Annotated in this window: 17 protein-coding genes; 10 read left to right on the top strand and 7 right to left on the bottom strand. The window is 64.9% G+C overall.

Annotated features, from left to right (window positions below; all coding sequences use genetic code 11):
• Positions 1-262: 262 nt before the first annotated feature.
• From FJ946_RS08460 to ligD, 3 genes are all read left to right on the top strand, one after another.
• On the top strand, positions 263-769 hold the full coding sequence (locus FJ946_RS08460) for a ferritin-like domain-containing protein (RefSeq protein ID WP_140491790.1): 507 nt from the start codon (positions 263-265) through the stop codon (positions 767-769).
• A gap of 111 nt (positions 770-880) precedes the next feature.
• A complete protein-coding gene (locus FJ946_RS08455) occupies positions 881-1759 on the top strand; it encodes a Ku protein (RefSeq protein ID WP_140563823.1) in 879 nt (292 codons plus the stop codon).
• Between the two features lie 12 nt (positions 1760-1771).
• Positions 1772-4285, top strand: coding sequence for a DNA ligase D (gene ligD / locus FJ946_RS08450; protein WP_140563821.1), 2514 nt, complete (start codon positions 1772-1774; stop codon positions 4283-4285).
• A gap of 78 nt (positions 4286-4363) precedes the next feature.
• Here ligD and FJ946_RS08445 read toward each other — a convergent pair whose 3' ends face one another.
• On the bottom strand, positions 4364-5038 hold the full coding sequence (locus tag FJ946_RS08445) for a winged helix-turn-helix domain-containing protein (protein WP_140563819.1): 675 nt from the start codon (positions 5036-5038) through the stop codon (positions 4364-4366).
• A gap of 161 nt (positions 5039-5199) precedes the next feature.
• On the opposite strand from FJ946_RS08445, the gene FJ946_RS08440 reads away from it, so the two are divergent.
• Both FJ946_RS08440 and FJ946_RS08435 read left to right on the top strand, forming a co-directional pair.
• Positions 5200-5532 (top strand): NIPSNAP family protein, encoded by a 333-nt coding sequence (locus FJ946_RS08440; protein ID WP_140491782.1) that lies wholly within the window; start codon positions 5200-5202, stop codon positions 5530-5532.
• A complete protein-coding gene (locus FJ946_RS08435) occupies positions 5529-5873 on the top strand; it encodes an antibiotic biosynthesis monooxygenase (protein ID WP_140563817.1) in 345 nt (114 codons plus the stop codon). The genes FJ946_RS08440 and FJ946_RS08435 overlap by 4 nt, the downstream gene beginning before the upstream one ends.
• Before the next feature lie 17 nt (positions 5874-5890).
• Here the strand turns inward: FJ946_RS08435 and mbfA are convergent, their stop codons facing one another.
• A complete protein-coding gene (gene mbfA, locus FJ946_RS08430; protein ID WP_140491779.1) occupies positions 5891-6874 on the bottom strand; it encodes an iron exporter MbfA in 984 nt (327 codons plus the stop codon).
• A 177-nt stretch (positions 6875-7051) separates the two neighbouring features.
• On the opposite strand from mbfA, the gene FJ946_RS08425 reads away from it, so the two are divergent.
• Complete coding sequence (locus FJ946_RS08425) at positions 7052-7375, top strand: hypothetical protein (protein ID WP_140491777.1); 324 nt, start codon at positions 7052-7054, stop codon at positions 7373-7375.
• Between the two features lie 147 nt (positions 7376-7522).
• Positions 7523-8503, top strand: coding sequence for a threonine/serine dehydratase (locus tag FJ946_RS08420; RefSeq protein ID WP_140563815.1), 981 nt, complete (start codon positions 7523-7525; stop codon positions 8501-8503).
• Positions 8504-8615: 112 nt separating this feature from the next.
• Here FJ946_RS08420 and FJ946_RS08415 read toward each other — a convergent pair whose 3' ends face one another.
• The 5 genes from FJ946_RS08415 to FJ946_RS08395 all read right to left on the bottom strand — a co-directional run bounded on the left by FJ946_RS08415 (position 8616) and on the right by FJ946_RS08395 (position 12868).
• The gene (locus tag FJ946_RS08415) at positions 8616-8921 is read right to left on the bottom strand and encodes a DUF1236 domain-containing protein (RefSeq protein WP_140491773.1); all 306 of its coding nucleotides are present in this window, start codon (positions 8919-8921) and stop codon (positions 8616-8618) included.
• Between the two features lie 257 nt (positions 8922-9178).
• Positions 9179-10315 (bottom strand): ABC transporter permease, encoded by a 1137-nt coding sequence (locus FJ946_RS08410; protein WP_140559144.1) that lies wholly within the window; start codon positions 10313-10315, stop codon positions 9179-9181.
• A complete protein-coding gene (locus FJ946_RS08405; protein WP_140563813.1) occupies positions 10312-11232 on the bottom strand; it encodes an ABC transporter ATP-binding protein in 921 nt (306 codons plus the stop codon). Before FJ946_RS08405 ends, FJ946_RS08410 begins: the two co-directional genes overlap by 4 nt.
• The gene (locus tag FJ946_RS08400) at positions 11229-12182 is read right to left on the bottom strand and encodes an HlyD family efflux transporter periplasmic adaptor subunit (RefSeq protein ID WP_140524405.1); all 954 of its coding nucleotides are present in this window, start codon (positions 12180-12182) and stop codon (positions 11229-11231) included. The genes FJ946_RS08405 and FJ946_RS08400 overlap by 4 nt, the downstream gene beginning before the upstream one ends.
• Positions 12179-12868 carry a CerR family C-terminal domain-containing protein gene (locus FJ946_RS08395; protein WP_140563811.1) on the bottom strand — a complete coding sequence of 230 codons (690 nt, stop codon included), beginning with the start codon at positions 12866-12868 and terminating at the stop codon, positions 12179-12181. The genes FJ946_RS08400 and FJ946_RS08395 overlap by 4 nt, the downstream gene beginning before the upstream one ends.
• 92 nt (positions 12869-12960) lie before the next feature.
• On the opposite strand from FJ946_RS08395, the gene FJ946_RS08390 reads away from it, so the two are divergent.
• From FJ946_RS08390 to FJ946_RS08380, 3 genes are all read left to right on the top strand, one after another.
• Positions 12961-13434, top strand: a complete 474-nt coding sequence (locus tag FJ946_RS08390) for a CYTH domain-containing protein (protein ID WP_140491763.1) — start codon at positions 12961-12963, stop codon at positions 13432-13434.
• Complete coding sequence (locus FJ946_RS08385) at positions 13431-14369, top strand: CHAD domain-containing protein (RefSeq protein WP_140563809.1); 939 nt, start codon at positions 13431-13433, stop codon at positions 14367-14369. Before FJ946_RS08390 ends, FJ946_RS08385 begins: the two co-directional genes overlap by 4 nt.
• A gap of 240 nt (positions 14370-14609) precedes the next feature.
• A complete protein-coding gene (locus tag FJ946_RS08380) occupies positions 14610-15209 on the top strand; it encodes a DNA-3-methyladenine glycosylase (protein ID WP_140493453.1) in 600 nt (199 codons plus the stop codon).
• Positions 15210-15232 lie beyond the last annotated feature (23 nt).

The raw sequence follows: 15232 nt of genomic DNA, 5'->3' as shown, positions 1-15232 counted from the left end.
CGGGGTCTTTCCACGCCTTTTGTCGCCATTTCGGCGTGTGTGACTTTTGCATCACATATGTTTCGTTTGGATGTCGCCTGGGTGCGGTTGCGTTTCAGCTTTCGCCCTGGCGGGAGAATTTTCCTTGCTCGCCGCCGCAAGTCCGGAACCCGGCCTGGGACGAGACGTTGATTCTTCGAGCCGGCATGGCCGGCCCATGGGGCCGCCGACCTGCGGCCCCACGCTAACCCGCAACCGCAAGAGCAAAGGAAGGGCCGCAATCATGGGCTTCTTTTCGAAGGACATCAAAACCCTGGACGACCTCTTCGTGCACACGCTGCGCGACATCTATTATGCCGAAAAGCAGATCGAGAAGGCATTGCCGAAGATGATCGACAAGGCGACGGATCCGCAGCTGAAGGCCGGCTTCGAGAAACATCTCGAGCAGACCAGGGGCCATGTCGAGCGCGTCGAGCAGGTGTTCGAACTGCACGGCGTCAAGGCCAAGGAGGTCAACTGCCCGGCCATAGACGGCATCCTCGAGGAAGCCGACGACGTCAGCGGCGACGTCGACGACAAGGAGGTGCTGGATGCGGCGCTGATCGCCTCGGCGCAAGCGGTCGAGCACTATGAGATGACCCGCTATGGCACCTTGATCGCCTGGGCCAAGCAGCTTGGCCGCAGCGACTGCGCCAACGTGCTGGCCAAGAACCTCAAGGAAGAGCAGGCGACGGATCGCAAGCTGACCGAAATAGCGGAAAGCAAGATCAACCTGCAGGCCGCCGAATAGGGGCTGAAAGAGCCGGGGCCGGTGGCAATCGCGCCGGCCTTGGCTCGACCGGATTGGAACCGTTGGGGTCGTCGTCCGTTCCAGCCAGGTCTTTCTCTACAGGAAATCATCATGGCGCCGCGTCCCGCCTGGAGAGGCTATCTGAAGCTTTCGCTGGTCACCTGCGCCATCGAACTGACCAATGTCGTCACTCATGCCGAGAAGGTCTCTTTTCGCATCCTCAACCGCGAGACCGGCAACACGGTGAAGCGGGTCTATGTCGACGCCGAAACCGGCAAGCCGCTTGAGGATGGCGACGAGATAAAGGGCTACGAGGACGACGATGGCAAGTTCATCCACATCGAAGAGGACGAGATCGAGGCCATCCAGATCGAGTCCTCGCACACGATGAGCCTCGACGGCTTCGTCGACAAATCCTCCATCGAGCAGATCTATCTCGATACGCCCTATTACGTCGCGCCGGCCGACAAGGTCTCGCAGGACGCTTTCGCCGTCATCCGCGACGCGATGGCCGGCAAGAAGATGGCGGGCCTGGCGCGCATCGTGCTCTATCGGCGCGAACGTCCCGTGGTCATCGAACCGCTCGGCAAGGGCATGGTGCTGACGACGTTGCGATACGACAACACGGTGCGCCAGCCGGACACCGTCTTCGGCGACATCGAATCGGTAAAGACGGATCAGGAGATGACCGATCTGGCCGAGCTCATCATCGACAAGAAGAAGGCGAAGTTCGATCCCTCGAAATTCGAGGACAAGTATGAGGATGCGCTGCTCGAACTGATCCGCGCCAAGAAGGCGGGCCGCAAGGCGCCGAAGGCCAAGGCGGCGCCCAAGCCGTCCAACGTCGTCAATCTTTTCGACGCTCTGAAGAAGAGCCTTTCGTCGGACGGCGGATCGGGCGAACGCCGCGGCAAGGCCTCCGCGAAAGCCAAACCGGCGGTCAAACGCGGCAAGCCGAGAGAAGCCGCGCCCAAGCGCAAATCGGCGTGAGGACATCAAGGGATGGCCAGCCTCGAACAATATCACGCCAAGCGCGATTTCAGGAAAACCGCCGAACCCCCCGGCAAGGTCGCCCGCGGCAAGAAGAGCGAGGCCGGCGGCATCTTCGTCATCCACAAGCACGCCGCGACCAGGCTGCATTACGACCTGCGCCTCGAACATGCCGGTGTGCTGTGGAGCTGGGCGGTGACGCGCGGGCCCAGCCTCGATCCGCACGAGAAACGGCTCGCCGTGCATGTCGAGGACCATCCGATCGACTATGCGCCGTTCGAGGGCACCATTCCCAAGGGCGAATATGGCGCCGGCTCGGTCATCGTCTGGGACGAGGGCACATGGGTGCCCGAGGGCGATCCGGCCAAGGCGATGAAGAAGGGCCATATCAACTTCGAGCTCAACGGCCACAAGCTGCACGGCCGCTGGCACCTGGTGCGGCTGAGACCGCGCCCCGGCGAGAAGCGCGACAACTGGCTGCTGATCAAGTCGGACGATGGCGCGGCCCGGCCAGGCGAGGATATTCTGGAGGAAGCGCCGAAATCGGTGAAGTCGGGCCTGACGATCGAGGAGGTCGGGGCGGGCAAGGCCGCGAAAGGGGAGAAGGCGAAAGTCTGGCACTCCAACAAACCGGCCGCCGAAAAGGCGAAGGCCGGACACGCAAAGCGCCTCGACTTCATCGAGCCGCAACTGGCCACGCTCGAGCGGGAAGCGCCGCCGGGCGAGGACTGGCTGCATGAGGTCAAGTTCGACGGCTATCGCATGCAGGCGCAGATCGCCGGCACGGACGTGCGGCTGCTCACCCGCACCGGCCTCGACTGGACGAAGAAATTCGGCGACGCGATCGTCGCCGAGCTCGCCGGATTGAAATGCAGCGACGCCATCATCGACGGCGAGATCGTGGTGCTGGCCGACAGCGGCGTCTCTTCCTTCGCGCTTTTGCAGGCCGACCTGTCGGCGAAGCGCACGGATCGCTTCATCTACTACGTCTTCGACCTGATGCGGCTGAATGGGCGGGACCTGCGCCGCGAGCCGCTGGTCGAGCGCAAGCAGGCCTTGCAGGAATTGCTGGCCGGCCAGCCGGAGGATTCGGCGGTCCGCTTCAGCGACCATTTCGCCGAGCCCGGCAAGGTGATGCTCGAGCATGCCTGCCGCATGGGACTGGAAGGCGTCGTCTCCAAGCGCGCCGACGCGGTCTACCGAAGCGGGCGCGGGCCGTCCTGGGTGAAGTCGAAATGCACGCTGCGACAGGAGTTCGTCATCGCCGGCTACCTGCCGTCAGACAAGACCGGGCGCGGGCTGCGTTCGCTGCTGCTTGGCTATTTCGAGGCCGGCAAGCTGCACTATGCCGGCCGCGTCGGCACCGGCTTCTCGACCGGCGGCGCCAATGCCCTGAAGAAGAAGCTCGATGCGCTGCAAACGAAGTCGTCGCCCTTCGACAAGGCCGTGCCGAGGGGCAAGGGCCTGGTCTGGGTGAAGCCGGAGCTTGTCGGCGAAGTGGAGTTCCGCAGTTGGACCTCCGACCGTATAGTACGCCACGCCTCGTTCCAGGGGCTGCGCGAGGACAAGCCGGCGGAGGAAGTCGTGCAGGAAAAGCCGAAGGCACCGACAGGCAAAAGCACGGCCCGGGCCAAGCCGGCGTCAAGCGGCGCAACGCCGGCAAGGGCGGCAACCACCACGGTGAAGCTGTCCCACCCAGAAAAGCTGCTGTGGCCCGACGAAAAAATATCCAAGCAGGGGCTGCTCGATCATTACGCGCTGGTGTGGCCGCGCATGAAACAATTCGTGGTCAACCGCCCGCTCAGCCTGGTCAGGGCCCCTGATGGTGTCGGCGGCCAGCGCTTCTTCCAGAAGCATGCCTCGCCCGGCATGCATGACAAGATCGAGAAGACGAGGGATCCCACGGATGGCGAGGAAATCCTGTTCATCCGTGACTTCGACGGCATCGCGGCACTTGTCCAGCTCGGCGTGGTCGAGATCCACATCTGGGGTTGCACCATCGACGAGCTCGAACGTCCCGACCAGATCGTCTTCGATCTCGACCCCGATGAAGGCGTCGACGTGAAGGCGGTGCGGGCGGCGGCACTCGACATAAGAGGCAAGCTTGACGAGCTGTCGCTGCCCAATTTCGTCAAGACGTCGGGTGGCAAGGGCTTTCATGTCGTCGTGCCGCTGAAGCCGTCGGCCAACTGGGAGGAGGTGAAAGGCTTCGCCCATGATTTCGCGCGCGCGCTGGAACAGGGCGCGCCCGACCGCTACACCGCGACGCTGTCCAAGAAGGCGCGCACCGGCAAGATATTCGTCGACTATCTGCGCAATGGCAGCGGCGCGACCACGGTCGCGCCCTACTCGTCGCGGGCCAAGAAGGGTGCCACGGTGTCGATGCCGGTGACCTGGGCCGAGATCGAAGCCGGCCTGCCGCCGAACGCATTCCCCATCGGCGACAAGACGACGCTGAAGCAACTCGCGGAAGCCGATCCGTGGAAGGATTTCTTCAAGAAGGGGAAGGTGTTGAAGCGGGGGTAATCCTGCCCGCATTTGCAGCGCGGCGATCCTTCGCGCCTGTCCCGCCGACGAATCGATGCTGGCAACAGCGCCGATAGCTCAAGCCAAAAACACCTTCTCGAACGCCTGTTTGCCGGGCGGCGAAAAAATCACGGCGCGGCTGTCCTTCTCCCGGCGCGCCCATTTCTCGGTGAGGATCTTGTCGAGGATGGCGGCGCCCAGCGTGCCGGCGAGATGCGAGCGCCGTACGCTCCAGTCGAGGCAGGCGCGGCACACCGGCCGCCGGGCCTTTGCCTCCACATCGATGCCCATCGTCGCGAAATGCGAGGCGGCCGAAGGCGCCAAGCGGATTTCGCCGTGGTCTCGCAGCAGCAGTCTCCGGTCGATGAGGCGGTCGAGCATCGCCACCGCCTGCTCGCCGGCAAGATGATCGTAGCAGACGCGCGCCACGCGCATGGCCCCGTCGCGCGGGCCCGGCCGCACGCGCCTGGGGCCGATGGTTTCGGCGACGCCGGCGATGGCTTCGATCATTTCAGCCACCTGCGGCCCGGCGAGCCCGTAATAGCGATGCCGGCCCTGGCTTGCCACGGTCAGCAGCCCGCCTTCCATCAGTTTCGACAGATGCGAGGAGGCGGTCGGCATCGATACGCCGGCCTCGAGCGCCAGTTCGCTTGCCGTCAGCGCCGTGCCGCCCATCAGTGCGTTGAGCATGTTGGCGCGGGCCGGGTCGCCGATCAGGCTGGCGATGCGGGCAATGTCGGGTCCTTCGCGCATAGTTTCATCCCTATCGAAGCATTCTCGCCAGATAATCACTATCCTTCGCTGAGCTCAAGGAGCGCTGACGATGCTCCTGACAGGAAACTGCTTAGCACAACGGCGTAGGCGACGTTTCGACAGAGATCGAATTATCTGTGCGTCAACTCAGGGAGACCGAAATGACCATCACCTGCTTCATCCGCTACGAGATCGATCCGTTCGGCAAGGCCGCGTTCGAGGAATATGCCCGCAACTGGGGCCAGGCCATTCCGCGCTGCGGCGCCGACCTGATCGGCTACTACGCGCCGCATGAAGGCTCGGCCACGACCGCCTATGCGGCCTACAACATAGAAAGCCTGGCTGCCTATGAAGCCTATAGGGCCCGGCTTGCCGCCGACCCGGCCGGCAAGGCAAACTACGAATTCGCCCGCCGTGAAAAATTCATCCTCAAGGAGGACCGCATGTTCCTGAAACTGGCGTCCGGCCCGCACGCGAAGCTGGTGCTGCCGTGATCGCCGTCATCTTCGAGGTCGAGCCGGCCGCGGGCAGGCGCGATGGCTATCTGGACATCGCCGCGCAGTTGCGGCCGCTGCTTGAAGGCATCGATGGCTTCATCTCGGTCGAGCGCTTCCAGAGCCTCGCCAATCCGGACCGCATCCTGTCACTATCGTTCTGGCGCGACGAGGAAGCGGTGAAGGCCTGGCGCAACACGCAAGAACACCGGCAGGCCCAGCAGGCCGGGCGCGGCGGCATCTTTGCCGGCTACCGCCTGCGCATCGCGCACGTCGTGCGCGATTATGGCTTGAGTGAAAGGCAACAGGCGCCGGTGGATAGCCGGGCGGTGCACGGGTAATCGGCAGGTCCTTCCCCCTATGCGTTCCCGATCAGCACGCCCGCCGCGAACACCAGCGCGCCGCCGAGCACCACCTGGAAGGCCGCGCGCAGGAAGGGTGTCTGCATGTAGCGGTTCTGGACGAAGGCGATGGCCCAGAGTTCGAAGAACACCACCACGGCGGCAACCGCTGTCGCCGTCCAGAAATGCGGGATCAGGTAGGGCAGCGCATGGCCGAGGCCGCCGAGCGTCGTCATGATGCCCACGGTCAGGCCGCGCTTGACCGGCGAACCCCGACCCGACAGCTTGCCGTCGTCGGAGGCGACCTCGGTGAAGCCCATCGAGATGCCGGCGCCGATCGAGGCGGCGAGACCGACGAGAAGCGTCTGCCACGTGTCATGCGTGGCAAAGGCGGCGGCGAAGATCGGCGCCAGCGTCGATACCGAGCCGTCCATCAGTCCGGCCAGTCCCGGCTGCACATAGGTGAGGATGAACTGGCGCTGCTCGGCCGTCGCCTCCTCGACCTTCACGGTGCCCGGCACGTGCTGCTGCTCCAGCCGCTGCGCCATGCTCTCATGGCTCTGTTCCGCCGCCGCCAGTTCGTCGAGCAGCTTTCTGGTCGAGGCATCGGTGGTGCGCCTGGCCGCCTCGACATAGAACAGATAGGCCTGCCGCTCCATCGCCTCGGCCTGGCGGCGTACCTGCTCGATGCCGAGCGGCTTGACCAGCCAGTCGGGCTTGCGCTCGTAATAGCCCTTCACATGCTCGCGCCGGATCAGCGGAATGCGCTCGCCGAAACGCCTGCGGAAAAGCTCGATCAGCGCGTCGCGATGACCGTCCTCCTCCTCGGCCATGTCCTCGAACATCTTGGCCGATTGCGGAAAATCCTCCGCCAGCCCATCCGCATAGGCGCGGTAGATGCGACCGTCGTCTTCTTCCGACGAGATGGCAAGCGCCAGGATCTCCTGTTCGGAGAGCGAATCGAAGGAGCGGCGGCCGAAGCCGAAAACACGGGAAAGCATGAGGAAATCACCCTAGTTTAGAATTGTTCTAAACTAAGGTTTGCTGCCGCATCGGTCAATCGTGCGCCTGGGCGGCAGTCAAGATTTGTTGAGCAGCCATTCGGCGCCGGCCCTTCATTATCGGCAAATGTTCACTTATATGACGGAACTCCAAGCCAACAACCGAGGAAGCCGCCGATGACTGCAAAGCCGCACGCCCATCACTTCGACCCGAAACCCGTCCTCGACCTCATAGCCAGCATCGAGGCAGATCTGCAGCGCCTGAAAGGTCTGGTCGAGCAGCAGATCGAGAAGTTCGATCCCGCCAACCCGCACAACAAGACCCTCGACGGCAAGCTGACCGAGGAAGGCGTCGAGTGCTGCTACCGCATGTTCGACGAAGGCAAGTCGCGCTATTCGGTCTCCCAGCAGATGAAGATTTCCTTTGCCGCCGCCACCCATCGCTTCAATGCCTGGCGCAAGGCCGGCGGCAACAAGCGGCAGCGGACGTTGTTGGGGTGAGGGTTGAACTGGACGGACCGGCAGGCAGGTGACTGCCAGCACTGCCGGCCGTCGTGATCCCAAACCTTGTGACGGTTACATTTTTTTGTTGGCCTCGCGCGGCCCTTTGCGTGCACCATGGCCGGACCACATCTTACAGGACCCGCCATGACCACGCCTCCCGGCATCGCCGATATCCACGCCGCCGCCGCCCGGCTCTCCGGCCTTATCGTCGAGACGCCGCTGATCGAATCGCCCGAGCTCAACAGCCGCTTCGGCGGCCGCATCCTGTTCAAGCCGGAAACGCTGCAGCGTACCGGCTCGTTCAAGTTCCGCGGCGCCTACAACAAGCTGTCCTCGCTATCGGCCGAGGAGCGCGGCCGCGGCGTGGTCGCCTTTTCCTCGGGCAATCATGCGCAAGGCGTTGCCGCTTCCGCCGCCATGTTCGGCGTCAGGGCGGTCATCGCCATGCCGTCGGACGCACCGGCCATGAAGATCGGCAATGTCCGCAAGATGGGCGCCGAAGTGGTCGCCTTCGATCGCGTCCGCGAAGACCGCGTGGCCGTGGTGCGGCCTTACGTGGAGAAGGGCATGGTCCTGGTGCCGCCCTATGACGATCCCGCCATCATCGCCGGCCAGGGCACGATCGGCCTCGAACTGCTGCGTCAGGCCAAGGCGCTTGGCGTGAGCCTCGACGCCGTCATCGTTCCCTGTGGCGGCGGCGGGCTGAGCAGCGGGATTTCGATCGCGGTCAAGGACGGTTCGCCCGCCACCGCCGTCTGGGCGGCAGAGCCGGAATTTTTCGACGACACCAGCCGGTCGCTGGCCAAGGGCACCAGGGTAGCGAATGAGCCCGGCCACACCTCGATCTGCGATTCACTTCTCGTCGCCGAGCCGGGCGCGCTCACTTTCGAGATCAATCGCAAGACGCTGGCCGGCGGGATTGCCGTCTCGGAGGAGGCGACGAAGCAGGCCATGCGCGACGCCATGGCCCATCTCAAGCTGGTCGTGGAGCCCGGCGGCTGCGTCGGGCTGGCGGCGCTCTCGTCGGGTAGGATCGGCTTGGCCGGCAAATGCGTGGCCGTGGTGCTGTCTGGCGGCAATGTCGATTTCGACGCCTATGCCAAGATCATGGCTGCTGCCGCCTGACGCCCGCCCTGCATGGCAGGGCGGGCGGCCTTGTTGTTTCGCAATTCCGGATGGAAACCGCTGCGCACTTTTCCTGGAATTGCCCAGTGCCCGTCAGCTGATGACGGTGCCGTCAGTCGATGACTTTCACGATGCGACGGGTTCCGGGATCGACGAGGACGGTCTGACCGTTGACGACGACATAGCGGTACTGCACATCAGGAACATCGATCGCATGCAGCTCAACAGTGTCCGGCAAGGTCGAGCCGATGGCCAGCTGGACGCCCAGCAGGTCGACCGAGGCGATCGGCTTCTTGTGCACATATTCGCGGATAACGGTCTCCTGCTGCGGCTCGATGATCACGTCCTGAGCGGCGGCGGCACCGATGCCGGCCGCAAGCAGAAGCCCGGCCGCGGTGGCGGAAAGATACAGTCTCATCATTGCCTCCATTGCTGGTCGATAGAGCGCAATACAGTTGCAAGTCTGCGCTCTATCCCGTTGTTTTGATGGCATTCCGCACCCCGCCAGATGATGCGGCCGGACTCGAGATGCCAAAGGCTTCGCTTGCACTGAGGGGGCCGTCTTGGCCCGCAAGTGGCAGCGGCGAGGCTGATCGACAACGCCGGGGCAGAAGCATGGTTCCAACGGGAGGGTCCAGGGCTCGGTGGAACCCTGGACCGCCCCAGGGGCTGTTTTCAGTCCAGCGTGCGGCGGAAGCGGACAAGGGCGACGCCGGCAAACAGCGCCACGAATACCACCAGCCAGCCGATCTCCACGGCCACCGCCGGCAGCTGCGCGCCCTTCAGCATGACGGCACGGGTAATGCGCAGGAAATGCGTCAGGGGAAAGATCTCGCCGAAGATCTGCGCCCAGCCCGGCATGCCGCGATAGGGAAACATGAAACCCGAAAGCATGATCGACGGCAGGAAGAAGAAGAAGGTGAGCTGCAACGCCTGCATCTGCGTGCGCGCAACGGTCGAAATCGTGTAGCCGAGCAGCACCAGGGACAGCACGAACACCAGCACCGCCGACAAGAGCAGCGTCATCGACCCCGTGAAAGGGATGGCGAACAGAAGCTTCGACGCCGCCAGCACCACCACGACCTGCACCGCGCCGACCGCCAGATAGGGCAGCACCTTGCCCAGCATGATCTCGAGCGGGCTCGACGGCATGGCGAGCAGGTTCTCCATCGTGCCGCGCTCTGTCTCGCGTGTCAGCGCGATCGAGGTCATCATCACCATCGTCATCTGCAGGATGACGCCGAGCAGGCCGGGGACGATGTTGTATTGCGAGATGCCCTCCGGATTGTATCGCCGGTGCACGACCACATCGAGCTGGCCCCGGGCGGCCTCGGCGGCGGCCTCCTGCATGCCTTGCGCTCTGAGCAGCGCCTGGCCGGCGACGGTGCTGAGCGTCGAGATGGCGCCGCTGGCAACCGCCGGGTCGGTGGCGTCGGCCTCGATCAGGATCTGCGGATTGTCGCCGCGCTCCACCCGCCGCGCGAAATCGGCCGGAATGGTGACGACGAAGGCGACGTCGCCGCGCGCCATCAGGAATTCGGCCTCCTCGGCACTTTGCGCCACATGGTCGAAACGGTAGTAGCCGGTGGTCTGCAGCGCCGAGACCATGGCGCGCGTATAGGGATCGCTGCTCGTCGCCACGAGTGCCGCCGGCAGGCTCTTCGGGTCGTTGTTGATGGCGTAGCCGAACAGCACCAGCTGGATCAGCGGCACGCCCAGCATCATGGCGAAGGTGATGCGGTCGCGGCGCATCTGGATGAACTCCTTGATCAGCAGCGCGCCGAGCCGGGCGAAGGAGAAGACCGCGTTCATGCCATGTTGTCCTTCGAGCCGGACATGAACTGGATGAAGACGTCCTCGAGGCTGGTTTCGCCCGGCGCCACCGTCACGCCCTTGTGCTCCTTCTCGACATCGGCCAGCGCCGCCTCCAGCTTCTTCTTGTCGGCTCCCACGACATGCAGCGTCGCGCCGAACGGCGCCACCTGGTCGACGCCCGGCCGGCCTTCGAGCGCTTGCGCCACCTGGTCGAGGCGCGGGCCCTGCAGGACGAAAGTGGTCAGGCCGGCATTCCTGACCACCTCGGCGACGGTGCCCGTCGCCAGCATCTTGCCGTAGGAAATATAGCTGATGCGATGGCACCGCTCGGCCTCGTCCATGTAGTGGGTGGAGACCAGCACGGTCAGCCCGCCGCTCGCCAGCCGGTGGATCTCGTCCCAGAACTCGCGCCGCGCCTTGGGGTCGACGCCGGCCGTCGGCTCGTCGAGCAGAAGCAGCTTGGGCTTGTGCATGATGCAAGCGGCCAGCGCCAGCCGCTGCTTCCAGCCGCCCGACAGCGTCCCGGCGAGCTGGTTGCGGCGTGTCGTCAGGCCGAGTTCCTCCAGGGTCCTGGCGACATGCTCCTCGACCGGCTTCAGCCGGTAGAGCCGCGCCACGAATTCGAGGTTCTCGCCGATCGTCAGATCCTCGTAGAACGAGAATTTCTGCGTCATGTAGCCGACCTCGCGCTTGATGCGCAGGCTGTCGGTGAGGATGTCGAAACCCAGCACCGTGCCTTCGCCCTCGTCCGGGGTCAGCAGGCCGCACATGATGCGGATGGTGGTGGTCTTGCCCGAGCCGTTGGGGCCGAGGAAGCCGACGATCTCGCCTTCCGCCACCGTCATCGTGACATGGTCGACGACGGTCTTGTCGCCGAAGCGCTTGACCAGGCCGTGCACGTCGATGACGTTCATTTCCCTGAAACCGCCAGCTCGACGTCGACGATCTGGCCCGGCTGCAAGGCGCCGGCGCCGCCCTCCGGCCGCGCCTCGACGAGGTAGACCAGCTTCTGCCGGTTCTCCAGCGAATAGATCACCGGCGGAGTGAATTCCGGATCGGGCGAGACATAGCTGACGCGCGCCTTCACATCCGGGCCGCAACCGTCGCAATGGACGCGGAGCAAAGTGCCGACCTTGACCGAGGAGAAGGCGGCTTCGGGTATATAGACGCTGAGCTTCACCGCGCCGTCGGGCAGCACGGAGATGACGGGCGCGGTCGGCCCTGCCGTGTCGCCCGGATTGCGAATGACGTCGCTGACGCGGCCCGGAGAAGGGGCCGCCAGGGTGCGCTTGGATAGCCGCCACGCCGCTTGGTCGAGCGCGGCCTGTGCCTGCTTGACCTGACTTTCGGCGGCCTTGATCGTCTCGGGACGCGCCGGCAGGCCGCCGGCGGCGAGATTGGCCTGCGCCTGTCCGACCTGCGCGTTGGCCGTCTCCAGCGTGGCCGAGGCGGTGTCGTAGTCGGCCTGCGTGCCGGTGCCGCGCTTGAAGAGGTCGGCAGCGCGGTCGTATTTGCGTCTGGCATCGTCAGCCTGCGCCTTGGCCATGTCGACCTGGGCCTTGAGGGCGGCGATTTCTTCCGGCCGCTTGCCCACCTGCAGATCGGCAAGCTGCGCCCGCGCCTGGGCGAGACTTGCCGTGGCCTGTGCGACCGCGATTTTCGCGTCGGCGTTTTCCAGCGTCACGATCGTGGTGCCCGATGTGACGCGATCGCCGCGCTTGACCGCGACGGTCTCGACCTGCGCCACCTCGATCGGCGCCAGCAGCACATAATCGCCTTCGACATAGCCGACGGCCAGCGGAGAAGCCGGTGCGCAGGCGCCGAAGAGTTGAGCGGCAAGCGGCAGCGAACAAAGAAAGCTCATCGTCTCGATCCCTTCCGGGCGGCCAGTATGGCGCTGAGGTTGTCCGATGTGACGGCCGCCACCTTGGCGGCCTCGGCGGCGCCGATCTCGCGCCAGCCCATGCGGCGCATGACCGCCTCGCGGCCGATGCGGAAATAGATGACCTGTCCGATCAGCGTGAACACGGTGAGCCGGGTCGCCTCGCTCTCGGCCGCCTCGCCGGTCGCCTGTTCCCAGAGCAGGCACAGGCGCCGATGCGTCGGCTCGAACACGCCGTCATAGATGCGGTCGAGCGCCGCGGTCGGATGCGAGAGCTCGCGCAGCACGAACTGCACGATCTCACCGGCTTGCGGCTGGGCCACGACGAATGCCACCATCCGCTCCAGCGCCGCGAACAGCTGTGCCCGCGCCGTCTCGGGGTTCGCGATTGCCGGCGCCCGCGCCTCGCCGAGTGCCTGGCCGGCGACCGATTGTATGGTCTCCACGATATGGTCGGCGGCGGCGAGGCGCAGCCCCTCCTTGCTGCCGAAGTGATAGGCGATGGAACCGATATTGGCCTTGGCTTCCGCCGCGATCTCGCGCGTGGAGGTGCCGTCGAAGCCTTGTCGTCCGAACAGCTTGAGCGCCGCGCGGACCAGCGCTTCACGCGTCATCTCCGCGGCGGGCGGCTCACGGCGAGGAGTTCGGGCTTCGGGCGGCTTGATCATGTGGCATACTTTAATCAATCGATTGATTAAAGTCAAATCCGAGTTCGGACATGGCTTGCCATGCCGGCCCGCGCGGGCTTTAGTGCGCGGCCATGGGCAAGGAAGTCGAGCGCAAGTTCCTGGTCTCCGGCACGGCATGGCGGGATCTGGTCGAGGCGGACATCCGCATCCTCCAGTTCTATCTCGCCGCCGCGCCAGGACGCACGGTGCGCGTGCGCATCAGCAACGGCGCCTCGGCCAGGTTGACGCTCAAATTCGGCAGCACGGCGCGGGAGCGCGACGAATTCGAATATCCCATTCCGCTGGCCGACGCCGTGGAGATGCTCGGCTTCGCCATCGGGCGTGTCATCGAGAAGACACGTCATCATGTTAGGCATGGCGGCTATCTCTACGAAGTCGATGTCTTCGGCGGCGCGCTGGCGGGGCTTGTGATGGCCGAACTCGAAACGCCGGACGATGTTCCGGATGAAATGCTGCCAGACTGGCTCGGCCGCGAAGTGACTGGCGAACAGAAATTCTACAACGCGTCGCTCGCCCTCGGGGGGATTCCGGAGATCGCCGCATGAGCTTTCGCATTGATCCGCGCCTGCCGCTGACCGGCGAGGTCAGGCGTATCCTGGCCGAGGAAATCGGCAAGGCGCTTGCTCATCTCGACACGGCGCGTGACAGGCCGGAGCAGGGACTGCACAAATCCCGCAAACGACTGAAGAGCGTGCGCGCCTTGTTACAGCTCGTTCGTTCCGGTGACGAAACATTCTGCCGTACGGAGAACGAGTGCTACAAGCAGGTCTCGGCACTGCTCGCCGGACCGCGCGAGGCGACCGCCTTGATCGAGACGATCGACCGCCTGGCCGACACCTTTCCGGGGCAAAGCGCCGGTCACGGCCTCGGCCCCGCCCGCGATCGCCTGGTGATGCGCCAGCACGCGCTTCATGCCGGCGCCGGTCTCGACGCGGCCATAAAAGCTGCCATCGCCGCCTGCCAGGAGGGCCTCGAACGCGTCGACAGGCTGTCCTTGCCGGACCAGCCGGAGCAGGCCGCCGACATTCTGGCGGAGGGCGCCCGCGCCACATTGCGGCGCGCGCGCAAAGCGCTGGACAAGGCGGCCTCGAGCGGCGGGGCCGAGGATTTCCACGACCTGCGCAAGGCGGCCAAGACCCACAGCATGCATCTGTCGCTGCTCGGCCGCCTGTGGCCGACGCCAATCAAGGCTCGTCGCAAGGCGGTCGACAAGCTCGCAGAGCAACTCGGCGAACTGCACGACGTCTTCGTCATGCGGGCGATGCTGGAGGCCGGCGGCGAGCCGCTTGGACCGCCCGGGGATACGAAACTCCTTGGCAAACTCCTGAAGCATTCCGAAAAGAGCCTGAGGAAATCCTGCCTAGCCGAGGCGGCCGAACTGTTCGGCGACAGTCCCAGGCGCTCGACGAAGAAGCTGGCCCGCAAGGCGCGCGACGATCTTGCCGGCGCTCCGCCCGCGGAGGAATTGGCGGCGAGGTGACGCGAGGGCATTAATCGCCGGTCATGCGGTCATTCGCCTTGGATGGCTCGCGGGCAGGGGCTGGCCCTCCATTCGCGCACCGGCATCCGCACCGACGGCAAGTCGATCCTCTATGCCCCCCTGATGAACGAGGGCGAAGTCGCGGCGCTGAAGCTCGATTGAGAAGCCAGATATCCCGAGCGGACTCACGAGAGCCTTTGCCACATGGGCCGGGCGGATCTAAAACCAGCCGCCATGAGGATGGTCGTCCGCCGCCCGCTCGCTCGTTCGGAACTGCCGCACGATACGGCCGCTCTCGCGCGCTATCTCATCGGCAAGATCGTGGTCCGGGAATTGCCCGAAGGCATTGCCAGCGGCCGCATCGTCGAGACCGAGGCGTATGTCGCCGGCGATGCTGCCGGGCACGGCTTCAGGGGAATGACCCCGCGCAATCGCTCGCTGTTCCTCGAGCGCGGGCATGCCTATGTCTATCTCGCCTACGGCATCTCATACATGCTGAATGTCTCGAGCGAGATGCCCGGCATCGGAACCGGCGTCCTGATCAGGGCACTGGAGCCGCTCGACGGCATTCCGATCATGCAGCTCAATCGCGGCATCGAGCGCCTGCGTGACCTGGCGCGAGGGCCGGGAAGGCTCGCCATGGCGTTGCGGATCGACCGTTCGCTCGACGGGCTCGATCTTTGCCGGGAAGGCCCTCTATGGCTTGCAAGCGATGGCCGCGACCCCGGCGAAATCGGGCAGAGCGTTCGGATCGGCATTTCGAAGGATGCCGACCGCCTGCTGCGATTTTACGTCCGGGGAAGTCCGTTTGTCAGCGGTTCACGATCGCTCAACCCATGAGAGGTGCTTCCCGGCGCGTTGAA

This window comes from Mesorhizobium sp. B2-4-7 (assembly GCF_006442685.1).
Lineage (GTDB): Bacteria > Pseudomonadota > Alphaproteobacteria > Rhizobiales > Rhizobiaceae > Mesorhizobium.
This window is presented reverse-complemented; position numbering and strand designations above follow the sequence as displayed.